The 21,158-nt window shown below is 67.6% G+C and carries 20 protein-coding genes; 3 read left to right on the top strand and 17 right to left on the bottom strand.

Annotated features, from left to right (window positions below; all coding sequences use genetic code 11):
* Position 1 precedes the first annotated feature (1 nt).
* From EV656_RS10530 to EV656_RS10450, 17 genes are all read right to left on the bottom strand, one after another.
* The gene (locus EV656_RS10530) at positions 2-1,465 is read right to left on the bottom strand and encodes a sigma-54-dependent transcriptional regulator (RefSeq protein ID WP_132603468.1); all 1,464 of its coding nucleotides are present in this window, start codon (positions 1,463-1,465) and stop codon (positions 2-4) included.
* Positions 1,465-2,325, bottom strand: coding sequence for a hydrogenase nickel incorporation protein HypB (gene hypB, locus EV656_RS10525; protein WP_132603465.1), 861 nt, complete (start codon positions 2,323-2,325; stop codon positions 1,465-1,467). Before hypB ends, EV656_RS10530 begins: the two co-directional genes overlap by 1 nt.
* The gene (gene hypA, locus EV656_RS10520; protein ID WP_132603462.1) at positions 2,325-2,666 is read right to left on the bottom strand and encodes a hydrogenase maturation nickel metallochaperone HypA; all 342 of its coding nucleotides are present in this window, start codon (positions 2,664-2,666) and stop codon (positions 2,325-2,327) included. Before hypA ends, hypB begins: the two co-directional genes overlap by 1 nt.
* The gene (locus EV656_RS10515) at positions 2,659-3,549 is read right to left on the bottom strand and encodes a HupK protein (RefSeq protein WP_132603459.1); all 891 of its coding nucleotides are present in this window, start codon (positions 3,547-3,549) and stop codon (positions 2,659-2,661) included. The genes hypA and EV656_RS10515 overlap by 8 nt, the downstream gene beginning before the upstream one ends.
* Positions 3,546-4,349, bottom strand: coding sequence for a [NiFe]-hydrogenase assembly chaperone HybE (gene hybE, locus EV656_RS10510; protein ID WP_132603456.1), 804 nt, complete (start codon positions 4,347-4,349; stop codon positions 3,546-3,548). The genes EV656_RS10515 and hybE overlap by 4 nt, the downstream gene beginning before the upstream one ends.
* Positions 4,346-5,179 (bottom strand): hydrogenase expression/formation protein, encoded by an 834-nt coding sequence (locus EV656_RS10505; protein ID WP_132603453.1) that lies wholly within the window; start codon positions 5,177-5,179, stop codon positions 4,346-4,348. Before EV656_RS10505 ends, hybE begins: the two co-directional genes overlap by 4 nt.
* Before the next feature lie 10 nt (positions 5,180-5,189).
* Positions 5,190-5,567, bottom strand: coding sequence for a thioredoxin domain-containing protein (locus EV656_RS10500; protein ID WP_132603450.1), 378 nt, complete (start codon positions 5,565-5,567; stop codon positions 5,190-5,192).
* Positions 5,568-5,571: 4 nt separating this feature from the next.
* Positions 5,572-5,892, bottom strand: coding sequence for a HypC/HybG/HupF family hydrogenase formation chaperone (locus EV656_RS10495; protein ID WP_132603447.1), 321 nt, complete (start codon positions 5,890-5,892; stop codon positions 5,572-5,574).
* Positions 5,892-6,515: a HyaD/HybD family hydrogenase maturation endopeptidase gene (locus EV656_RS10490; RefSeq protein ID WP_165918993.1), complete on the bottom strand. Its 624-nt coding sequence runs from the start codon at positions 6,513-6,515 to the stop codon at positions 5,892-5,894. Before EV656_RS10490 ends, EV656_RS10495 begins: the two co-directional genes overlap by 1 nt.
* Positions 6,516-6,794: 279 nt before the next feature.
* The gene (cybH, locus tag EV656_RS10485) at positions 6,795-7,580 is read right to left on the bottom strand and encodes a Ni/Fe-hydrogenase, b-type cytochrome subunit (RefSeq protein WP_132603444.1); all 786 of its coding nucleotides are present in this window, start codon (positions 7,578-7,580) and stop codon (positions 6,795-6,797) included.
* A gap of 10 nt (positions 7,581-7,590) precedes the next feature.
* Positions 7,591-8,172 (bottom strand): HupE/UreJ family protein, encoded by a 582-nt coding sequence (locus EV656_RS10480; protein ID WP_132603441.1) that lies wholly within the window; start codon positions 8,170-8,172, stop codon positions 7,591-7,593.
* Positions 8,173-8,186: 14 nt separating this feature from the next.
* Positions 8,187-9,977: a nickel-dependent hydrogenase large subunit gene (locus EV656_RS10475; protein WP_132603438.1), complete on the bottom strand. Its 1,791-nt coding sequence runs from the start codon at positions 9,975-9,977 to the stop codon at positions 8,187-8,189.
* Between the two features lie 3 nt (positions 9,978-9,980).
* Positions 9,981-11,066, bottom strand: coding sequence for a hydrogenase small subunit (locus EV656_RS10470; protein ID WP_132603435.1), 1,086 nt, complete (start codon positions 11,064-11,066; stop codon positions 9,981-9,983).
* Positions 11,067-11,282: 216 nt separating this feature from the next.
* Entirely contained in the window at positions 11,283-13,523 is a 2,241-nt protein-coding gene (hypF, locus tag EV656_RS10465) for a carbamoyltransferase HypF (protein WP_132603432.1), read from the bottom strand.
* A 3-nt stretch (positions 13,524-13,526) separates the two neighbouring features.
* The gene (locus EV656_RS10460) at positions 13,527-14,954 is read right to left on the bottom strand and encodes a nickel-dependent hydrogenase large subunit (protein WP_132603429.1); all 1,428 of its coding nucleotides are present in this window, start codon (positions 14,952-14,954) and stop codon (positions 13,527-13,529) included.
* Positions 14,951-15,943, bottom strand: a complete 993-nt coding sequence (locus tag EV656_RS10455) for an NADH-quinone oxidoreductase subunit B family protein (protein WP_132603426.1) — start codon at positions 15,941-15,943, stop codon at positions 14,951-14,953. Before EV656_RS10455 ends, EV656_RS10460 begins: the two co-directional genes overlap by 4 nt.
* Positions 15,940-17,271, bottom strand: a complete 1,332-nt coding sequence (locus EV656_RS10450; protein WP_132603423.1) for a sensor histidine kinase — start codon at positions 17,269-17,271, stop codon at positions 15,940-15,942. The genes EV656_RS10455 and EV656_RS10450 overlap by 4 nt, the downstream gene beginning before the upstream one ends.
* Positions 17,272-17,571: 300 nt before the next feature.
* Between EV656_RS10450 and EV656_RS10445 the strand changes: the two genes are divergently transcribed.
* The 3 genes from EV656_RS10445 to EV656_RS10435 all read left to right on the top strand — a co-directional run bounded on the left by EV656_RS10445 (position 17,572) and on the right by EV656_RS10435 (position 21,142).
* Positions 17,572-19,116 carry an acyl--CoA ligase gene (locus EV656_RS10445; protein ID WP_132603420.1) on the top strand — a complete coding sequence of 515 codons (1,545 nt, stop codon included), beginning with the start codon at positions 17,572-17,574 and terminating at the stop codon, positions 19,114-19,116.
* 69 nt (positions 19,117-19,185) lie between these two features.
* Positions 19,186-20,163, top strand: a complete 978-nt coding sequence (locus EV656_RS10440) for a 2-dehydropantoate 2-reductase (protein WP_132603417.1) — start codon at positions 19,186-19,188, stop codon at positions 20,161-20,163.
* 124 nt (positions 20,164-20,287) lie between these two features.
* Entirely contained in the window at positions 20,288-21,142 is an 855-nt protein-coding gene (locus tag EV656_RS10435) for a universal stress protein (protein WP_132603414.1), read from the top strand.
* Positions 21,143-21,158: the final 16 nt, after the last annotated feature.

Raw genomic sequence — 21,158 nt, 5'->3', positions numbered from 1 at the left:
TTCAGTCCTCCTGTTCGGCCTTCGTCGCGGGGTCTGCGATGCCGTAGCGGTCCAGCTTGGCGCGCAGGCCCACGCGCGACAGGCCCAGTTCCGCCGCCGCGCGGCTTTTGTTCCAGCGGTGGCGGGTCAGGGTTTCGCGCAGGATGCGCATTTCCATCAGTTCGACCCGGTCCTTCAGCGTGCCCTCTGCGGTCAGCGCCGCCTCGGCGGAACGGTCTGCGCCCTCCTCCGACGGGGGGGCTTGCAGGATGTGGCGGGAAATCAGATCCGCCCCCAGCACGCTGTCCTGGGCAAAGATCAGCATGCGCGTCACCTCGTTGCGCAATTCGCGCAGGTTGCCGGGCCAGTCATAGTTTTCAAGGAATTCCAGCGCCGGTTCGTCCAGCCCGTGCACCGGCTTGCCATGCTGCGATCCCAGTTCGACCAGGATCGCCACGTCGCCGCGGCGGGCGCGCAAGGGCGGCACCGCAATCTCGCCCGCCGCCAGCGCAAAGAACAGATCCGAGCGGAAACTGCCCTCGGCCACGAGGTCGCGCAGATCGCGCCCCGCGCCGCAGATCAGCCGCAGGTTCGTTGTCAGTTTTTCCTGCCCGCCCAAGGGGGCAAAGGTGCCCTCTTTCAACACCCGCAGCAGCGCCAGTTGCAGCCCGGGCGTGGCGGTTTCGATCCCGCCCAGGTACAGCGTGCCGCGATCGGCTTTTTGGAACAGCCCGGCCCGCGCCACCGCGCCGGGCAAAACGCCCCGCTTTGCGCCCATCAGCTCAAGCGTGGCCAGATCCTCTGGCATGCCGGCAAGGCCCAGCTCATAGAACGGTTTGTCCGACCGGAGAGAGCCGAAATGCATTGCCCGCGCGATCTGGGCCTTGCCTGTGCCCGGCTCGCCACTCAACAGAACGGGCACGTCGAAACTGGCGAATTGACGGGCGACCTGCACCACCGCGTTCATCGGCGAGGCAGGCGCGCGCAGCACCGTTTCGAAGCCCATCCCCTCACGCAGCTTCTTGCGCCGTTTTTCGATGCGCGACTCGGCGGTAGAGGCCAACAGCCGCATTTCCAGCGCCAGCCGCTCGTTCTCGCGGGCGAGGCTGAACAGCCGGGCGGCATTGCGTGTGGCGATCAGCAACTGGTCCGGGTGCCAGGGCTTGGTCAGGAACTGGTGGATGCCGGCATCGTTGATCGCCGCGATCATCGCCGAGGTGTCGGTATAGCCGGTGATTAGCAGGCGAACGGTTTCCGGCCAGCTTTCGCGCACCTCTGCCAGGAAATCCACGCCGCTTTGGCCTGGCATGCGCTGGTCGCAGATCACCACCTGCACCCATTCCTGTTCCAGCACGCGGCGGGCCGCGCCCGCATCGGGTGCGGTCAGGATCTCGAAATCATCCTCCAGCGCCATCCGCATCGCCGACAGCGAATGCGGCTCGTCATCGACAAGCAGGACAGCGGGCTGAGAGGCGGCCCCCGCCATTACGCGGCCGCCCCGCCGGCCTTGGCGGCAAGCTGCGCGCGCAGCCAGTCCAGCCAGTCGGCCATGCCCTCGCCCGTTCGGGCGGAAACGCGCAGCACCTCTATCTGCGGGTTGATGCGACGCAGGTTGGCCTCATACGCGTCCAGATCGGCGTCGCAATGGGGGGCAAGGTCCACCTTGTTCAGGATCGCCAGCCGCGCGGCGGTGAACATGTCGGGGTATTTCAACGGCTTGTCCTCGCCCTCGGTCACCGACAGGATCGCAACCTTGGCGTCCTCGCCCAGATCGAATGCGGCGGGACAGACCAGATTGCCCACGTTTTCGATGAACAGCAGGGCGCCGCGCGGCAGGTCCAGATGGTCCATCGCGTGGCCGACCATGTGGCCGTCCAGATGGCAGCCCTTGCCGGTGTTGACCTGGATTGCCTTGGCACCCGTGGCGCGGATGCGGTCGGCGTCGTTGCTGGTCTGCTGGTCGCCCTCGATCACCGCAAGGGGGTGTTCGCCCAGCATTTCAATCGTCTTGCACAGAAGCGTGGTCTTGCCCGAGCCGGGCGAGGACACAAGGTTGACCGCATACCCCCCCAGTGCCCGCAGCACCCGCCGGTTGCCATCGGCATAGGCGTCGTTCTTGGACAGGATGTCGGTCTCGATCTCCAACAGACGCGACTGGCTGACGCCCGCCACCGCGGTCCCCGCCGCGCCGGTGCCGAAATGCAGATCGCCGTTCGGGCCGTGGTGATGGTGGTGGTGCCCATGCCCATGCCCGTGCGCGTGGTCATGGCTGTGGGAATGCGCGTCCCCCTCGCCGTGCTTGTGGCCCTCGACTGTCGCCGTTCCGCATCCGCAAACCGTGCACATCACACAACCTCCATGTCCTTGATCCGCATTTCGTCGCCCGCCACGGGCATCAGCTTGCCGCCGCCGCAGCGCGGGCAGGGGGCAAGCCGCTCTTCGATTTCCACCTCGACCATGCAATCGTAGCACATGGCCCGTCCGGGCAGGTCGATCATCTCCAGCCGCGCGCCCTCGGCCGGGCTGCCGCGCATCACCACGTCGAAGGCAAAGGCCAGCGCGTCCTTTTCCACCCCGGCAAAGCGGCCGATTTCCAGCCGCAGGGTGTTTACGCGGGCAAAGCCATGGGCGCGGGCCTGATCCTCGACGATCCCGCGGATCCCCTCGCACAGTGACATCTCATGCATCGGCGGCCTCCGCGATCTGCACCGGCAGGCAGGGATCCAGGATATCGACCATCAGCGGGGCCAGGTGCGTCTTGGCCGGCGGCAGGGTGGCGAGGGATTGTTCCAGCGCGCCGCCCGGGGCTAGCAGTTGGTCTGTGGGCGTGTGCCGGGTGAACGCCGCGATGTGGCCGCCGGTCACCCGCGCCGATACCGCATAGGTGCCCCGCGCCGCGGGGACATAGGCGACACCGTTGATGTGGGAGGGGGCCAGATCCAGCGCCCCGCGCGCGCAGGCGTCCAGATCGACAAGGCGGGCCAGCGCGCGCCAGAGGGGGCCGCGCCCGAACCGGCGTTCGGCTGTGTGCAGCAAGGCGCTGTCCCGGTGCCGGTTCCACGGGGTGTTTTCCTGTGCAACGCCACGGCACAGCGTTTCTGGCGTGGGGGCAGGCAGGTCGGCCACCGCCTCGCCCGGTCCAAAGGCCCGCGCGATGGCGTCGAACACGGGCGCAACCCCGCCGCCCGAGGCCATCCAGTCCTTCAGCCCGTCCGGGTCGGGCAGGCGCCCCGCGGGGCCGAAGACCGCACCGGGCACATCCGCCGGGGCGGGTAACGGGGCAGGGGGCAGGCCCAGCCGCCGGGGCCACAGCACGCAGACCCGTATCAGGTGTTCGCGCAGGATTTCCCGGGTCAGGGCCTGTGCCGTATCGGCGGGCACGGGCAGGTCCAGGGCCATCCGCGCGCCGGTTTCCTGCGCCACCCGGCACAGGTTGAACAGCCGGGGCAACAGCGCGGCGGCGTCCTCGGCCCGGCGGCCCAGCAGCATGGCCTCGACCCCCAGGGCCGCGGGCGGGGTGATCCGCGCGCCGTCCGGTGTCAGGGCGATATGCAGCGCGGCCAGGGTCATTCGTCCGATGCGCGCCCCGGCCCCTGGGCAAGGCCCGCCGAGATCACCGCGCGCCGGGTCGGTTCGGCGGGCGGCGCCGCCTCGGCGGCCTCGGCGGCGGCCAGCTCTGCCTCGCGGGTGGCGCGGATTTCGGCGGTGCGGTCGGTTTCAGCGCGGTTCTCTGCCTTGAACAGCTCTGCCATCACCGCACGGGCAACCTCGACCGCCTGCATCTGGCTGGCGAAATCCGACATCGGCGAAAACAGCGAGCACGCCTTGTACCCCCCCACCATCGGCCGGACGTTGTGGATGAATTCATAGCTGCCCGAGGGAAAGTCGATCGCCTCTTTCGCGCCCGGCACCAGGTCCGACCAATCCTCGCCCTCGGCGGGCAGCAGGATCAGGTTCATGAACCACGGCGCCACCAGCACGCCCAGCGGGCGGCCCTGATGGGGGGCAAAGCCCACGGCCTCGACATGCAGGGACTTGTTGACCAGCGGCACGTCGCGCATCTTGGCGTGCCAGATTTCGCGGAAATCGGCGGTCAGCGCCTCGGTCAGGTGCGCGATATGGGCGGGCGAACAGCCGTCCTGCGCGCCGGGATCCTCGCGCACCATGAACTGGTCGCGGGGCGCGTCGCAGGTGGGGCAGGTCCAGTCGCCGGGCAGGGCGGCAAAGGGCGTGCCGGGCAGGATCTGGCGGAAGTCATCGCCCTCGGCGGGGTCGTAGACCGTCCAGCAGATCTTGCATTCCATGATCGCGGCGGGGCTGATCCGGTCGGCCGCGCCCAGATAGCTGCCCTCGAAACGCGGCGCGGTCATCGGATCGCCTCCATCACCTCGCGCAGGCGCGCGGCGCTGTCGGCCAGATCCTCGGGCGCGGCAAGGGCGACCTCGGGCATCTCGGTCACCTCGAACGTGTCCAGGATCAGCGTGTCCATCGAGTTGAAGAACTGCACCCGCCAGACATGGGGCGTGGCCGTTGCTGTCACCCGGCAATTGCCATAGCCGCGCGACAGGATCGTCACCGATCCCTGCCCAAGCGCGGTATCCAGCCATGCCAGATCAGCCTCGGTATGGGGCAGTAGGGTGAGGTTGATTACATGGGGCGCCTGACCGGGCCGGTAGCTGGCCGATTTGTCCATCAGCTCCACCAGCAGGGCCGGGGCGTTGACCACGCCGGGAAATTGCGGTGCGTTTGGCCCCTGCGGCGCGCGCACCGGGTCGAACGCGGCCAGCGCGCGGGCGGGCACAGGGCCGATTTCCACCCGATCCACGCCGCTGCCCAGCACCTGCCAGACCCCGGCGAAAACACTTTCCTGCACCGCGACGGCGGGCCGCCCGCCGATCTTCATCGACACCTCGCCCTGTCCCAGCGTTTCGGCCACCAGGCGGCGGACATCGGGCGCGAGGTCGGCCAGTTGCAGGCTTGCGCCGTCCTGCCCCGTGGCGCTGGCCTCGCACGCCGCCGCGATCCGTTCCAGCAGGGCCAGCGCGGGTGCAACGGCCTGGGCCTCGGCCTCGGTCACCTCGGGCAGGGTGGGGGAATAGGTGCGCATCCCCGAGGGCAGCGGCAGGTAACCCGCTTCCTCCTCTGACGGTTGCGAGCCGGGGCCAAAGCCGGTGGGGGGCAGGTGGAAGTTGGAAACCATGGTGCCCTCCTCAGGCGGCGGCCAGCGACAGGATGTGCGACACGCGGGCCAGGTAGTCGTCCCAGTCGCGGATTTTCTGGATGTCGCCCAGATAGGCGCCCTCGCGGAAAAACAGGAAGCCGGGGGTTTTCAGGGCGCGCCAGGTTTCGCGCACTTCGGCCTCTATCGCGTTGTCCACGATGGCGCAGTCAAAGGCGTTCTGGAACGCGGCCCGCAATTCCGGCAGGATCACCGCCGCATCGGCGGTTTCCAGGTTGCGCGCGGGATCGCCGGGCACGAACAGGCAATGGGCGCCGGGTCGGGCGATGAAGGCACGGGCGCCCGCCATCGTGGACAGGCGCGGCCAGCCGAACTCTGTTTCCAGTCTGTCGATCAGGGGATGGGTCATGGCGTTACCCTTGGGTCTGGCCGGCGTCGAGCGCGGTCTGCAGGTGGGGGGGAAGGCGCGGTTCGCGGGCGTCGAGATCGGCGAAGGCATCGCCAGCGCTGCCACCGGCCATCACCGCGCGCAGGCCCTCCAGCGCGGCGGCGATCTTTTCGGCCTCGTCCGCGTCGATCACCTCGCGCGCGGCGCCAAGGAAGGTCAGAACCCAGTCGCCCGCCCGCGCATCGGGGGTCAGCGACAGGTCGATCACCGTTTCGGTTTCGCCATCGGTCGCGCGCGCGGCGATGCCGTCGATGGCGGTGATCCGCAGGGGCAGCCCGACGCACATCAGTCGCTTCCCCCCGGAAAGAACCGCGCGTCGCCCAGGCGGCAGGCGACCTCTTCGGACGGTCGGCCGGATTCGTAGGCCCCGCGCCGGATCGATGGGTCGGCCAGATCGCCGGTTTCGGTCCGGCCGGGGCGCACCTCGATCCCCCAGCCCGCCAGTTCCGCGATGCCAGCGGTCAGCGCCGGGGCGATCTGGGCGGCCACGCTGTCGCGCAGGCCGCCGCCGTAATCCTCCAACTCCTCGGGCTGACAGCCGATCAGGGTCATGCGGGCCGGGGAACAGCCCTTGAAGGCCGCCGTGGCCAGCACGTCCTGGAACCCGGTCTGGTGCAGGCTCATCTTCTTGGCGCCCATGAAGGCGGGCACCTCGTCGTCGCGCACGATCTTCAGGGTGCCGGGCGCCAGCCCGTAATCCACCGCGTCAAAGATCAGCAGCGCGTCGGCCGCCTCGATGAAGGGCAGCAGGTAAAGCCCTTGCGTCCCGCCATCAAGCAGGCGCACCGAGGGCGGCAAGGCATGGCTCGCGGCAAGCGCCTCGACGCAGCGGGGGCCGAACCCCTCATCCGCCCACAAGACGTTCCCGATTCCCAGAACGAGCACAGAGTCCATTCGCGCGGCTGGCATGGTCCCTCCCTGAACCGCTGCTGGCAGCGTTGTTTTCGTATCCCTAGTGACTCGACAGTAAGATTTGCATTCGGGTCTGTAAGCGAAGAACCTGCCTGCGGCGGTAAAAATCTATAAGACATTGGTTTTGCTTTGAAATTATCGCATTCCGCGGCATACAAAGGGCGCCAAATCGGAAGCTTTCTTTCCGGTATCCCTCGGAATCGGTTTCCCTTTGTCCGAAACGAAAAAGGGCGCAGCCTGCGGCCACGCCCCCTTCCGGCAGTCGAAATCGGCACCTTATTCCACCCGGTCGTCCTTGAAGGTGCGCCAGCCCGAAATGATCGTGGTAATCATCGACTGGCGGGACATGATGTCCTCTCGGATGGCGGCGTAGATGTGGATGATCGCAAAGATGGTTATCGCCCACATCCCAAGGTGATGCAGCGTGTGCAGCCGCTGGGTGTTCTGAACCATCTCGATCACCCAGCCGAACAGCGCATAGTAGATCGAGTCCTGACCTGCCCCCTCGGCATAAAGCGCAAAGCCGGTAATGATCATGAAGGTCATGCCCAGCGTGATGAAGGTGAACATCGCGAAATGGGCCAGCGGGTTATGGCCGATGTATTTCTTCGGCTCTTTCTCCAGAAACGCGTACCAGCGCGCCTCGAACAGCAACTCACGCCACCAGCGCAGGCGCCAGACCGGCAGGTAGAACAACTGCCGCGAATGCCGGTTGCCGATGAAGGCGAAGTAGATCCGCCCCAGGAAGGCCACCGTCAGGATCATGCCCGCCGCGAAATGGGCAAAGCGGATATAGCCGAAATAGAACTGGTGGGTGGCCTCGGCGATTTCCATCGTGGGCGGGGGCGAGCCGATCAGGTAGCCGGTCACGATCAGCACGGTGATCGCCGCCGCGTTCACCCAATGCCAGATGCGCACCGGCGCCTCGTAGACATAGACGGCGGCCTGCATGCGCAGGCTTTCGATGTCCTCGGGGCGGGCCCCGCCGGTCAGGCGCGCGGCCTCCAGCGGGGTGGGCGCATCCGGGTTGGGGATGTGGATGCTTGTGCGGGTGTCGGTCATGGCACCGCCCTCAGCCCGAAACCAGCCAGGCGCCCGACGCGGCGATGGCAGCGCCCGCCGCCCCGCGCATCGCGCGTGCCCCCCGCGCCCCGGCAACGCCACGGGCAATCAGGATGCCCGCCAGGTGCAGGGCGCCGGTCGACAGCAGGAAACCGGCAAGATAGGCCATCGCCGCGCCGCTGGCCTCGGTTGCATGGGCGTGGCCATGGCACAGGCCAAAGCCCGCGATCGCGGCCAGCGACAGCCCGGTCATCACGCGCGCCTGCCCGGCATGGGCAAAGATCGTCAACGCCCCGAAGACCAGGACAGAGGCGGCGATCAGCCCCTCAACCCCCGGGATCGGCACGCCGGACCAGGACATGGCGGCCCCGGCCACCATCGCCCCCATAAAGGCCGCCGCCCCCGCCCAGACATTGCGCGAGAACACGAAGCCGGACCACAGGCCCACCGCCAGCATCGCCAGCAGGTGGTCCAGCCCAAAGATCGGGTGCATCAGGCCGTGCACCAGCCCCGAGGTGGCCCCGTGCCCGGTATGGGCCAGCGCGGGCGCGGCACTCGCGGCCAGCGCCGCGGCAAGGATCAGTTTCTTCATCGCTATTTCCTCCCTCAGCGGACCTTGACCGAGGTCATTTCCTGACCGTCGGGCGACATGACATGGGTCGAGCACGCAAGACACGGGTCGAAGCTGTGCAGGGTGCGCAGGATTTCGACCGGCTCTTCGGGCCGCTCCATCTTGGTGTTCATCAGCGCCGCCTCGAAGGCGCCAATATTGCCGGCGCTGTCACGCGGACTGCCGTTCCAGGTGGTGGGCACGACGCATTGGTAATTGTCGATGCGTCCGTCCTTGATCTGCACCCAGTGCCCCAGTGCGCCGCGCGGGGCCTCGGTCATGCCGACGCCCTTGCACTCTTTCGGCCAGGTCTTCGGCTCCCACTTTTCGACATTGGCGGTCGCACTGTCGCCGTTGCGGATATTGGTGATCAGCTTGTCGAAGAAGTGCTTTTGCAGCCGGGCGCAATATTCCGCCTCCAGCGCGCGGGCGGCGGTGCGGCCCAGGGTCGAGAACAGCGCCGACACCGGCAGGTCCATGGTGCGCAGCAGCCCCTCGACCTGGGTCTTGATGTCCTCGTGCCCCTTGGCATAGCCGATGATGTAGCGCGCCAGCGGCCCCACCTCCATCGCGTGGCCCTTCCAGCGCGGCGCCTTGATCCAGGAATATTTCGCCGCCTCGTCGAGCTCTTCGATATTGGTCTTCGTGCCCTTGGTGTTCGGGCCCAGCTCGAAGTTCGCCTCGGTCACGCCGTCCCAGGGATGCAGACCCTTGCCGGGTTCGCCATAGGAATACCAGGAATGATCGACGAATTCCTGCACCTGTTCAGGGTCGCGCACGTCGACATCGAACACCTCGTTGAGGTTGCCATTGATGATCGCGCCGCGCGGCAGGTGCAACTGATCGGCCGAAAAGTCGTTGGGATTCTCGGGGATGTCGCCATAGGCCAGCACCGATTGCCCCGACAGCCCGCCGCCATACAGCCAGTCCTTGTAGAAGCCGCCGATGGCGACAAGATCGGGCAGGTAGACGTTGTTCACGAACTCGGTGCACAGGTCGATGATGGAGCTGACCATGTTCAGCCGCTCCATGTTGATTGCGCCGACCGCCCCCGTGCCGTCGATATTGATCGGGCAGGGCACGCCGCCGACCAGCCAGTTCGGGTGCGGGTTCTTGCCGCCGAAGATCGTGTGGATCTTCACGATCTCTTTTTGCAGATCCAGTGCCTCCAGGTAGTGGGTGGTGGCCATCAGGTCCGCCTCTGGCGGCAGTTTATAGGCCGGGTTGTCCCAGTACCCGTTTTTGAACAGGCCCAGCTGGCCGGATTCCACGAACTTTTTCAGCCGGTTCTGCACGTCGCGGAAATAGCCGGGGCTGGACAGCGGGTGAGAGGGTGAAACCGCCTGCTGCAACTCGCTGGTGGCCTTGGGGTCGGCGCGCAGCGCGTTGACCGGGTTCACCCAGTCCAGCGCGTGCAGGTGGTAGAAATGCACGATGTGGTCATGCACCTGCAGGTTCAGTTGCATGATGTTGCGGATGGAATTCGCGTTGTCGGGGATGGTGATCCCCAGCGCGTCCTCCACCGCCCGCACCGATGTCAGCGCGTGCGTGCCGGTGCAGACGCCGCAGATGCGCTCGGTAAAGGCCCAGGCGTCGCGCGGATCGCGGCCTTTCAGGATCACCTCCAGCCCCCGCCACATCGTGCCGGTGCTGACTGCGTTGCGGATGACGCCCTCGTCGTCCACGTTCACCTCGCAGCGCATGTGGCCTTCGATGCGGGTCACCGGGTCCACGACGATGCGCTGGCCGGTATTGTCGAGGTCGAAGCCGTTCGGAGTCACGGTCATGGATCAGACCTCCTCGTTTTCTTGTTTCTTGCGCTGGGCGCTTTTCAGGGCGCTGGCGGCGATATGGGCGGCGATGCCCGCGCCCACCGCGCCCGCGGCGGCAAAGCCGACCTTGTCGGCATTCGCCTCTACCCCGAAGGCATTGATGCTGGTCAGCCGGTCATAGAACCCGCCCTGATCCCAGAAGCCATCCTCGGAACAGCCGATGCAGCCATGGCCCGACTGGATCGGAAAGCTGACGCCCTCGTTCCAGCGCACGGTCGAACAGGCGTTGTAGGTGGTCGGGCCCTTGCAGCCCATCTTGTACAGGCAATAGCCCTTGCGCGCGTAATCGTCGTCCCAGTTTTCCACGAACTGGCCCGCGTCGAAATGCGGGCGGCGATAGCATTTGTCGTGGATGCGCTGGGAATAGAACATCTTGGGCCGGCCCTGGCGGTCCAGTTCTGGCAGCCGGTCAAAGGTCAGCATGTAGGTGATGACGCCGGTCATCACCTCGGCAATCGGCGGGCAGCCGGGCACCTTGATGATCGGCTTGTCGGTGATGACCTTGTGCACGGGTGTGGCCTGCGTCGGGTTGGGCGCGGCGGCCTGCACGCAGCCATAAGACGCGCAGGCGCCCCAACTGATGATCGCCTTGGCGTCCTTGGCCGCGTGGCGCAGCTGTTCCACGAAGGGCTTGCCGCCGACGATGCAGAACATCCCGTCCTCGTTCAGCGGCGGGTTGCCCTCGACGGCCAGGATGTAGTTGCCCCGGTATTTCTGGATCGTATCTTCCAGCGCGGCCTCTGCCTGATGCCCGGCGGCGGCCATCAGCGTGTCGTCATAATCGAGGCTGATCATCGATAGAACGACATCCTTGGCCAGCGGATGGGCCGAGCGGATAAAGCTCTCCGAACAGCAGGTGCATTCCAGCCCGTGCACCCAGATCACCGGCGTGCGCGGCTTGGTTTCCATCGCATGGGCGATCTTCGGCACGAAGCTGGGGCCAAGACCCAGCGCCGCCGCCGTGAGCGAACAGTATTTCATGAAGCTGCGCCGGGTGATCCCCTGTCGGCGCATGACCTCGTAGAAGGTTTCGATTTCGGACAAGACGGTCCTCCCTGGCATGGCCCGGGCACCCTTGGCGCGCGGGCGGATTCAGTATCCCAGAGTATGCAAGCAGATGCCGCATATGCCGCGCAAAGGAAAAGGCCAGCGCGGTCAAACTGGCGTAAAGTCATTATCTGGCAGAGGTTTAGGTCCGATATCGGGAAATCTCGAATCTGTGCCGCCGGTTTTTCGATTGTCAGCAGCACAAGGCAGCGGTCAGCCGCTTTCCGGGGGCGCGATGTGCCGGGCTGCGGCGACCAGCGCCTGCCCCAGCGCCAGCCCGCCATCGTTCGCGGGGGTCAGGCGGTGGGTCAGGACCGGGATGTCGCCCAGTGCCGCGGTCACCTGTTCCAGCAGCAGCGCGTTCTGGAAACACCCCCCCGACAGGGCGACGGCACGGGCCTCTCTGCGTTCGACCAGCTTGCGGGCCGCATCGGCAAAGGTCTGGGCAAGCCCGGCATGAAACCGCGCCGCGATCCGGGCCGGGGCGGTGCCGTCGTCCAGATCGGCAAGGATCGCCCGGAACACCGGGGCGGGGTCGAGTTCGCGCTGCGTCACCGCAAAACCATAGCCGGTTTCCCCCAATGCCTGTTCTGCCAGCGCCTCCAGCCGCATCGCGGCCTCGCCCTCGAAACTCTGCCCCATCGGACACAGCCCCAGGCAGGCCGCCACCGCATCGAACAGCCGCCCGGCCGAGGAGGATGAGGGCGCGTTCAACCCCGCCGCCGCCGCCTGCCGGGCCAGTGCCAGCGGCGCATCGGGGAACAGACGCTCTGCCGCATCCCCCAGGCCCGCCGCGTCCAGACGGACCAGCGCGTTCCGCCAGGGGTCCGCCTGTGCGCGGTCGCCACCGATCAGGGGGGCGGGTGTCAGCGATGCGCACCGCGTGAAATCCCTGTAGTCGCCCAGCAACACCTCGCCGCCCCAGACCGTGCCGTCGGGGCCAAGGCCCGACCCGTCAAGGATGATCCCCGCCACCGGGCCGCCGTCCAGCGGCCAGCCGTTTTCGCCCAGGCAGGCGGCCAGATGCGCGTGATGGTGCTGCACCCGCGCGACCGACAGGCCGGTCGTCTGGGCATGTTGCGTTGCGCGGAAATCGGGGTGCAGGTCGCAGGCCGCGATTTCGGGCCGGTGATCGAACAGCGCCGCATAATCGCGGTCCGCTTGCACGAAGGCCTCCCATGTCAGCGCCTCGTCCAGCTCGCCCAGATGGTGGCCCAACAGCGCCTGCCCGTTCTTGATCAGGCAGATCGCGGCCTTCATCTGCCCGCCATAGGCGACGATCTGTGGTGCATCCTCAAACCCCGGGGGCAAGGGCAACGTGCCCGGCACCCGCCCCCGCGCGCGGCGCAGCACCATCGGCGGCTCGGCGCGTTCCACGCTGTCGTCCAGCCGCCGGGCGATGGCGCGGTCATGCATCACGAAGGCATCGGCAAAGGCGGACAGTTTTTCCCGCGCCTCGGCATTGCCGATGACCTGCGGTTCGCCCGACAGATTCCCGCTGGTCATCACAAGGGGGCGTTCCACCGCATCCAGCAACAGGTGATGCAGCGGGGTATAGGGCAGCATCACGCCCAGCCGGTTCATCCCCGGCGCGACGGCGTCGGGCAACGCGCCCGTGCCGCGCACCAGCACGATGGGCGCGGCGGCGTCCCGCATCAGCGCCAGATCGGCCGGGGTGGGGGCGCAGAAATCGGTCAGATCCCCCTCGCGCGCCATCAGGGCAAAGGGCTTGGCCGGGCGGCGCTTGCGCGTGCGCAGGGTCTGGACGGCGGCCTCGTTCGTCGCGTCGCAGGCCAGATGGAACCCGCCCAGCCCCTTGATCGCGACGATGCCCCCGCTGGCCAGTACCTGTGCTGCCCCGGCAATCGGGTCGCCCGGCTGTTCCGCTGCGTCCACCTCCACCCACAGGCGCGGGCCGCAGGCGGGGCAGGCAATGGGCTGGGCGTGGAACCTGCGGTCGGCGGGGTTTTCGTATTCCGCGCGGCAGGCCGGGCACATCGTAAACGGCGCCATCGTGGTCTGCCCCCGGTCGTAAGGCAGCCGTTGCAGGATCGTGAAGCGTGGCCCGCAATGGGTGCAGTTGGTAAAGGCATAGCCCTGCCGCCGCCCGGGCGCGCGGATTTCGGCCAGGCAGGCCGGGCAGGTTGCGGCATCGGGGGTGACACGGGTTTCGGCCCCCTGGCCGCGGCTGGGGGTGATCGTGAAACCCTCGGGTGCCGTATCAAAGGTGTAGGGCCGTGCCTCTACCGCATCGACCCGGGCCAGCGCCGGCGCCCTGTCCGACAGGGCCGTCTGAAACGCCCCCAGATCGGCGCCGGTTGCGTGGATCAGCACCCCATGGGCGTCGTTGCAGACCGCGCCGCGCACGCCATGGGCCTGGGCCAGTTGCCAGACGAAGGGGCGAAACCCCACGCCCTGCACCTGGCCCCGCACCCGGATTTCTAGGCCCTGCATCGCCTAATGCACCGTGCAGACCATGCAGGGATCGAAAGAGCGCACGATATGCTGAACGCTGACCGGCGTGGTTTCGCCGGGCTGCACCGGGGCCCCGACCAGGGCGGCCTCCAGCGGGCCGGGCTGGCCCTGCGCATCGCGGGGGCTGAAGTTCCAGGTGGTCGGCGCCACGATCTGATAGCTTGCGATGCGCCCCTTCTCTATCCGCACCCAATGGCCCAGGGCGCCGCGCGCGGCTTCGACCAGCCCCACGCCGTGCCCGTCCTGAACCTCTGGCGCGGGGTCCATGAAGGGGGCTGCGGGATCGATCCCGCGGGCGAGATCCTCCATCACCGCTTGGCTGCGGGCCAGTTCCAGCAGCCGCCCGGCCACCCGCGCCAGAACGCCGCCGCCCGCCAGATCGCGGGCCAGCGGGTGGCCGTCGATCACCTGCCGCGCCAGCGCCCCGGTTTCCATGGGCGCGCCCGCCAGCCGGGGCGCCTTGCACCAGCTATAGGCGTCCGCGCGCATGTCCTCGTCGGGCAGGGTCTGCCCGTCGGCGGGATGGCTGGCCGGACCCAGCATCCAGGCATGGGACAGATCCTCGACCATGTCGGCCAGATCCAGCGGCGCGCGGGCCCCATCGCGCCAGATACCCGGTGCAAAGGCATGGCCGCCCGCATCCGGATAGGCCCCGAAGGACAGATAGCGCCCCGCGCCGCGGCCCAATCGGTCCAGGTCCAGATCGGCCGCGATGCGCAGGAACAGGCCCGCATCGCCCCGGTCCCAGCCCAGCAGGGCGTCGCGGGTGGACAGCGCGGCGAAGTCTTCCAGCGGGCCGCCGAATACCGTGCCCTCCAGGTAACGGCGAAACGCGGTCAGGCTGGCCAGGATGCGGACCTTGTCGCTGGCGCCGGGGGCGCGGGTGACGCCGCCGGGTTGGATCGCCAGCGTGTGGGGCCATTTGCCCGCCATCAGCCCCAGGATATGCATCAGGGCCGCGCGGGCCCCTATCGCGGCGCGCTGCGCGCCGCCGGTCTGCGCGGTGAAGCGTTCGACCGCCTGCCCGTGCCAGGGGCGATCCGCGTAAACGGGCCGGGTGAAATCGGGCATGAAGAACAGGTTGAAATGGAACAGGTGGTCCGAGACATTTTCCACCGCGTGGATCAGCGCCGCCATCGCCGCGCCCTGTGGTGCGGGGGCGTGCCCGCCCGCATCGGCCAGCGCGCGGGCGGCGGCGGCGGACTGGCTGATCGAGCAGATCCCGCAGATCCGCGGTGTCAGCGTCAGCGCGTCCGATGGCGGGCGGCCCATCAGCATTCGTTCGAACCCGCGATAGAGCGGCGCGTTGACCCGGGCGCGGGCAACCGCGCCATCGGCCAGATCCAGATGCACCTCCAGATCGCCTTCGACCCGGTTGAACGGCCCAACGATCAGGCGGCCTTGCGTCATCCGTTCGGTTTCCTCGGTGAGGGGACGACCTCAACCCGGTCGGCAACCGCGTTCTTCGACAAACGCTCTGGCGTTGCCGCCTTGGACAGCGAGGCCAGCGCCATGAACCACGCCTTGGGCATGTCCGAGGGCAGGCCCACGGGGATGCCCGCAACCTTGGGGGTCTCGGTAAAGGCGTGCTTGGGTTCCTCGAACTCGGGCGCGGTGCAGGAAATGCAAGGGTAGCCGCCGCGCGTGCAACTGCCCGATCCGTTCCAGGGCCGGATGTTGCAATCGCCCACCGCTTGGGTGCCGACGCAGCCCAGATGCTCCATCATGCAGCCCATTTCGCAGAGCTGGGTGGCTGAGGCCTTGTATTCGTAGAACTCATTCTTCGGGCAGCCGTGGTGGACAAGGTGCTGTGCAAAGAACAGCGGCCGGGCCAGCGCGTCCAGATCGTCCGCGCCCAACGCGTCCTGCGCCAGCAGCATCAGGGTTTCGGTCACCCAGTCGGGATGCGTGGGGCATCCCGCGATGTTGATGACCGGCAAGCCGCCGCCTGGGCGAAAGGCGGCGGGCAGCACCCCGCCGCGATGCGTGCCCTCGTATTGCAGGCCCGCCGCGTCCGAGGGGTTTTCGCCCGCGCTGGTGACCCCGCCGAAGGCCGCGCAACTGCCCACCGCGACCACGTGCCGGGCCAGGGGCGCAAGTTGCCGGACCCAGTCCAGAACCGACCGCCCGGTGCCCGACAGCATCTGGAACCGCCCCGTGCCACGCGGCCCCCGGGCGATCGCGCCCTCCACGCAAAGGATATCCAGCGCCACCTCGCCCATCGCGATCCGGTCCAGCAAGGCGCGCACCTCGCCGCCGGTCTCCAGGCTCAGCGCGGGATGCCAGAGAAAGCGCAGGCCCGCCCCCTCCAGCAGGTCAATGACATTGGGATCCTCTGCGCAGAGCAGCGACATCGTGCACCCGCCGCAGCCCGATGCCTGTAGCCACAGAATGTTCATGCCGGATCCTTTGGCAGGGGCAGGGCGATCTGGAAACAGGTTCCATCCTGTTCGGGGCAAAGCCGCAGATCGCCGCCATGTTCCTGCGCGATCTTGTGGCTGATCGACAGGCCCAGCCCCGTGCCCTTGCCCACCGCCTTGGTGGTGAAGAACGGGTCGAAGATGGATTGGCGCAACGGCTCGGGCACGCCGGGGCCGTTATCGGCAACCGAAAGCACGGCAAATCCCCCCGCGCGCGCCGCGGACAGTTCGATATGGCCCTGTTCCTCGGTTTCCAGCGCGTCCAGGGCGTTCTGCACCAGGTTCATCACGACCTGCTGGATATGACCCGGCCGGCCCTCGACAATCAGGTTGGATTCGCCGGAAAAGGTGACCTGCACATCGCGTTTGGTCCCGCGCAGCACCCAGCTGGCCGCGACACTGGCGGTTTCCACCAGGTCGAAGGCGATCACCTCGCCCGTTCCTTCGGAGGACAGGCGGCGCAGATCCTCGACGATGTCGCGCACCCGCTCGGCCCCGTCGCGGGCACCGGCGACGGCCTCGCGCATGTTGCCGATTTCGCGGTCCAGGCGCAGTTCTTCGCGCAGCTTGACCAGGTCGGCCCGGGGCGCCCCGGCCTGAACCTTGTCAAAGTAGTTTTCCAGCTTGGCCGCATAGCGTTCCAGCGCGTGGACATTGGCATAGACGAAGCTGATCGGGTTGTTCAGCTCATGCGCGACACCGGCCAGCAGACGACCGAGCGAGGCCAGTTTCTCGTTCCGCACCAACAGGGTCTGGGCGGCTTTCAGCTCGTCATGGCTGTGCGCAAGGTCTGCATAGGCCTGCCGCAATTCGCCCAGCGGACGGCCGGTTAGCACATGGCCGCTGACCCGCCCGCGTTCATCCAGGCGCGGGCTGATCGACAATTCCAGCGGGCTGGTTCCGTCCTTGGCATTCAGGGCGATTTCGATGGTCTCGGGCGCCCGATTCACGGCGGCGCGCTGCATGCCCTCGATCAACGCGGCACGGTCCGCCTGGGCAAACAGTCCGACCACCGTCTGCCCGGCCAGCGTGGCGCGGTCCCGCCCGGTCATTGCCGCGACCGACTGGGAAACCTTCTCGATATCGCCATGCCGGGACACGACGACCAGAACGTCCGAAACCGAGGCCAGGATAGACGCCAGGAACGAGCGCATCTTTTCCAGCTCGGCGTTTTGCCGTTCCAGGCGTTCCTGATAGCCGACGAGTTCCGTATAGGTCCGATCGACGGCCGACAGCACATCCGACCATGCCGCGTCAGAGAATTCGGCGGTTTCGGCAACCAGACCTGTGGTTATTTCGTCGGCCATCTGTCCTCCGCCTGAAACGATACAGTGCAGGTCCGGGCGTGCCAATGGAAACCGGCCCAGGCCCGGCGCGTGTCGTCAGCCGCCGGGCGACGATGCGCCCGCCCCGCACAGGGCGCGGTTGCGATGGAATTTGCTCTGACCTGTCTTGCCGCTATATCAACGAAAGTTGAACGCGGAGGAGGCTGCGCAAGCGCGCAGGCGCGCCCCGGTACAGGGGGAAACGGCGGCAGAAATGCCGGGACTTGCGGGCCTGCCCGGGAAGAGGGCGGCGCGTGGGAACAGAGGGAGGAGAGAAAAGACATGTCGGACACTATCAAGGGCCTGATCGCGTCCCATCCCGACGCGGCGCAGGCCATCGGCGCGCCGGACCGGGAATGGCTTAGCTATGGGGGGCTGCGCAGCCTTGCCGATGATACGCGCGCGGCCCTGCGCGCGGCGGGCGTGGGGGCCGCGGACCGTGTGGCGATCGTGCTGCCGAACGGGCCGGAAATGGCCACGGCCTTCGTCACCGTGGCGCAGGCGGCGACGACCGCGCCGCTGAACCCGGCCTATCGCGAGGATGAGTTCGCCTTCTACCTCGAAGATTTGAAAGCCAAGGCCATCATCCTGGCCGAGGGGTATGACGGCCCCGCGCTTGCGGCGGCCAAGCGGTTCGGCCTGACCGTGCTGCGCCTGTCCTTCGATCCCGCCGCACCGGCCGGCAGCTTTACGCTGAGCGCCGAAGGCGACACCGGCGCCGCCGCGCCCGAGGGCGCGCCGGGCCCGGACGACGTGGCGCTGATCCTGCATACCTCGGGCACGACCTCGCGCCCCAAGATCGTGCCGCTGTTGCAGTCGAACGTCGCGGCCTCGGCGCACAACATCGCGGCCTCGCTGGCGCTGACGCCCCAGGATCGGTGCATGAACGTGATGCCGCTGTTCCACATCCACGGGCTGGTCGCGGCGGTGATTTCCTCGTTGGGTGCAGGCGGGCAGGTGTGGTGCGCGCCGGGGTTCGACGCGCTGAAATTCTTTGGCTGGCTGCGCGATTCCGACCCGACCTGGTATACCGCCGTGCCGACGATGCATCAGGCGATCCTGGCGCGCGCGGGCCGCAATGCCAAAATCATCGAGGGCGCGCGCCTGCGGTTCCTGCGCTCCTCCTCGGCCTCGCTGCCGGGGCCGGTGATGACCAAGCTGGCCGAAACCTTCGGCGCGCCGGTGATCGAGGGGTACGGCATGACCGAGGCCGCGCACCAGATGTGTTCCAACCCGCTGCCGCCGCGCGCCCAGAAACCCGGTGCGGTGGGCGTGCCCGCCGGGCCCGAGGTGCGCGTCGCCGACGAGGTCGCGCCGACCCTGCTGCCGGGCGATGCCATCGGCGAGGTGGTGATTTCCGGCCCGAACGTCACGCCGGGCTATGAGGGCAACCCGGACGCCAACGCCAAGAGCTTCTTCGAGGCCGAGGGCAAGCGCTGGTTCCGCACGGGCGACCAGGGCAGTTTCGACGAAGAGGGGTATCTGACCCTCACCGGCCGCCTGAAAGAGATCATCAACCGCGGCGGCGAAAAGGTCAGCCCGCTGGAGGTTGACGGCGTTCTGTCCGATCACCCGGCGGTGGCGCAGGCGCTGACCTTTGCGCTGCCCCATGCCAAGCTGGGCGAGGAAATCGCCGCGGCCATCGTCCTGCGCGAGGGCGCCGAGGCGAGCGAACGCGAGATCCGCGATTTCGCGGCCGAGCGGCTGGCCGATTTCAAGGTGCCGCGCAAGGTGGTGATCCTTGAGGAAATCCCCAAGGGCGCGACGGGCAAGCTGCAACGTATCGGCCTGGCAGAGAAACTGGGCCTTGTCGAAAAGACCGGCTGACCGACGCCGCGACAAGGGAAACCGGACCGGCCTGCGGGGCTCTCCCGCAGGACGAAGGGAGGGGTCTAGATGAAGATCTGCATTTTCGGCGCCGGGGCCATCGGCGGCTATATGGGCGCCAAGCTGGCACAGGCGGGGGCGGATGTCTCGCTGGTGGCGCGGGGGCCGCACCTGGCCGCGATGAAGGAAAACGGCCTGCGTCTGATCGAGGAAGAGGGCGAGGTCACCGTGCCTGTCACTGCCTCGGACAACGCGGCGGACCTGGGGCCGCAGGATTACGTGATCGTCACGCTCAAGGCGCATTCGGTGCCGCCGGTGGTGGACAAGATGCAGCCGCTGATCGGTGAGAACACGACCATCGTCAGCGGCGTGAACGGTGTGCCGTGGTGGTATTTCCACAAGATCGGCGGCGACTACGAAGGCACGCGCCTGCATTCGGTCGATCCGGGCGATGCGCAATGGAACGGTTTTGGCCCCGACCGGGTGCTGGGCTGCGTGGTCTATCCGGCGGCCGAGGTGATCGAGCCGGGCGTCGTCAAGCATATCGAGGGCAACCGCTTTTCGCTGGGTGAACCGGACGGGTCGAAATCGGATCGTGCGATGGCACTGTCCAAGGCGCTGGCGTCGGCGGGGCTGAAGGCGCCTGTCCGGCCCAAGCTGCGCGATGAGATCTGGGTGAAATTGTGGGGGAACCTGTCCTTCAACCCGATCTCGGCGCTGACCCATGCTACGCTGGACGTGCTGTGCACCGATGGCGGCACGCGCGCGGTGGCCCGCAACATGATGCTGGAGGCCCAGGAAATCGCCGAAAAGCTGGGTGTGAAATTCCCCATCGACGTGGACCGCCGGATCGACGGCGGCGCGGCTGTGGGGGCGCACCGGACCTCTATGCTGCAGGATCTGGATATGGGCCGCCCGATGGAAATCGACGCGCTGGTCGGCTCGGTTCAGGAACTGGGGCGGGTGACGGGCACGCCGACGCCCACCATCGACACGGTGCTTGCGCTGGTGCAACTGCGCGCGCGCGTCGCGGGGCTGTACGGCTAGGCGCCGTGCCCGTTGGCGCGGGCGGCATGATCTTAGGGCTGGGCCGATAGGGAGGATCGGCCCGGATCCGGCGGACATCACGGGCGCGCCCCTGAAGGGCGTGCAACAGGGGGGAAGCGTCATAATGCTGAGCAAGATTCTGGTTCCTGTGCGCGGGGACGGCATGTCGGGAACGGTCCTGGGCCACGCGGCGGAGCTGGCCAGGCGGCATCGGTCACATGTGGTGGTCGTCCATTGCCGGGCACAGCCAGAGGATATGCTGCCCTATGGCGTGCCGTTGCCCAGTTTTGCCCGCGATACGTTTCTGAAGCAGGCGCAGGAACTGGCCGACCAACAGGAACAGCACGTGCGCGAAGAATTGCACCAGCTTGCGCTGGAACTTGGCCTGTCGGAAACCGACCCCCCGCACGGCGATACCGCGACGGTCGAATTCGTCGAGGAGGACGGGCGGATGGCCGATGTCATCAAGCATAACGGGCGCCTGGCCGATCTGGTCGTGGTGGCCAAGCCTGACAGGGATCGCAATGTCGGCAGCAACTCTTTGAAATCAGGGCTTTTTCGGACCGGGCGCCCGGTGCTGATGTGCCCGCGCGCGGGCGAGGTGCCCAAGGATTTCGGCGCGCGTATCGCGATCGGCTGGAACGGGTCGCTAGAGGCCGCGCGCGCGGTGGCGCTGACCCTGGATTTCGCCAAGGCCGCCGATGCGGTCACGATCCTGACCGGCGGCAAGGGCGAACCCCACGGTGCGACGACCGAGGAACTGGTCGAGTATTACGCCCTGCGCGGCATTACCGCCCAGGCTCTCCGCTTCGAGGGGCGCAATCCCGGCGCGGCCCTACTGGAAAAGACCGTCGACCTGGGCGCGAACCTGCTGGTGATGGGCGCCTACGGCCAGAGCCACGAACGCGAAACGCTGTTCGGGGGGAATACCCAAACGGTTGTGGACAAAGCTGAAATCCCGGTCGTTCTGGTTCATTGAAACGGTTTCTTGCGGC

The sequence above is a fragment of the Rhodovulum adriaticum genome (assembly GCF_004345735.1).
GTDB lineage: Bacteria > Pseudomonadota > Alphaproteobacteria > Rhodobacterales > Rhodobacteraceae > Rhodovulum > Rhodovulum adriaticum.
Note: the sequence above shows the minus strand (reverse complement) of the source record. Positions and strands in the feature narration are given on the sequence as shown.

Excerpts from the sequence above, each read along its gene's own strand:
- EV656_RS10450 (WP_132603423.1), bottom strand. The coding sequence starts at position 17,271 with ATGGCCGACGAAATAACCACAGGTCTGGTTGCCGAAACCGCCGAATTC.
- EV656_RS10515 (WP_132603459.1), bottom strand. The coding sequence starts at position 3,549 with ATGACCCTGGCCGCGCTGCATATCGCCCTGACACCGGACGGCGCGCGG.
- EV656_RS10490 (WP_165918993.1), bottom strand. The coding sequence starts at position 6,515 with ATGCCAGCCGCGCGAATGGACTCTGTGCTCGTTCTGGGAATCGGGAAC.
- hybE (WP_132603456.1), bottom strand. The coding sequence starts at position 4,349 with ATGACCGCGCCGCGTTTCGAGGGCAGCTATCTGGGCGCGGCCGACCGG.
- EV656_RS10500 (WP_132603450.1), bottom strand. The coding sequence starts at position 5,567 with ATGACCCATCCCCTGATCGACAGACTGGAAACAGAGTTCGGCTGGCCG.
- hypB (WP_132603465.1), bottom strand. The coding sequence starts at position 2,325 with ATGTGCACGGTTTGCGGATGCGGAACGGCGACAGTCGAGGGCCACAAG.
- EV656_RS10480 (WP_132603441.1), bottom strand. The coding sequence starts at position 8,172 with ATGAAGAAACTGATCCTTGCCGCGGCGCTGGCCGCGAGTGCCGCGCCC.
- EV656_RS10475 (WP_132603438.1), bottom strand. The coding sequence starts at position 9,977 with ATGACCGTGACTCCGAACGGCTTCGACCTCGACAATACCGGCCAGCGC.
- EV656_RS10435 (WP_132603414.1), top strand. The coding sequence starts at position 20,288 with ATGCTGAGCAAGATTCTGGTTCCTGTGCGCGGGGACGGCATGTCGGGA.
- EV656_RS10455 (WP_132603426.1), bottom strand. The coding sequence starts at position 15,943 with ATGAACATTCTGTGGCTACAGGCATCGGGCTGCGGCGGGTGCACGATG.
- hypF (WP_132603432.1), bottom strand. The coding sequence starts at position 13,523 with ATGCAGGGCCTAGAAATCCGGGTGCGGGGCCAGGTGCAGGGCGTGGGG.
- EV656_RS10530 (WP_132603468.1), bottom strand. The coding sequence starts at position 1,465 with ATGGCGGGGGCCGCCTCTCAGCCCGCTGTCCTGCTTGTCGATGACGAG.
- cybH (WP_132603444.1), bottom strand. The coding sequence starts at position 7,580 with ATGACCGACACCCGCACAAGCATCCACATCCCCAACCCGGATGCGCCC.
- EV656_RS10495 (WP_132603447.1), bottom strand. The coding sequence starts at position 5,892 with ATGTGCGTCGGGCTGCCCCTGCGGATCACCGCCATCGACGGCATCGCC.
- EV656_RS10440 (WP_132603417.1), top strand. The coding sequence starts at position 19,186 with ATGAAGATCTGCATTTTCGGCGCCGGGGCCATCGGCGGCTATATGGGC.
- EV656_RS10460 (WP_132603429.1), bottom strand. The coding sequence starts at position 14,954 with ATGACGCAAGGCCGCCTGATCGTTGGGCCGTTCAACCGGGTCGAAGGC.
- EV656_RS10445 (WP_132603420.1), top strand. The coding sequence starts at position 17,572 with ATGTCGGACACTATCAAGGGCCTGATCGCGTCCCATCCCGACGCGGCG.
- hypA (WP_132603462.1), bottom strand. The coding sequence starts at position 2,666 with ATGCATGAGATGTCACTGTGCGAGGGGATCCGCGGGATCGTCGAGGAT.
- EV656_RS10505 (WP_132603453.1), bottom strand. The coding sequence starts at position 5,179 with ATGGTTTCCAACTTCCACCTGCCCCCCACCGGCTTTGGCCCCGGCTCG.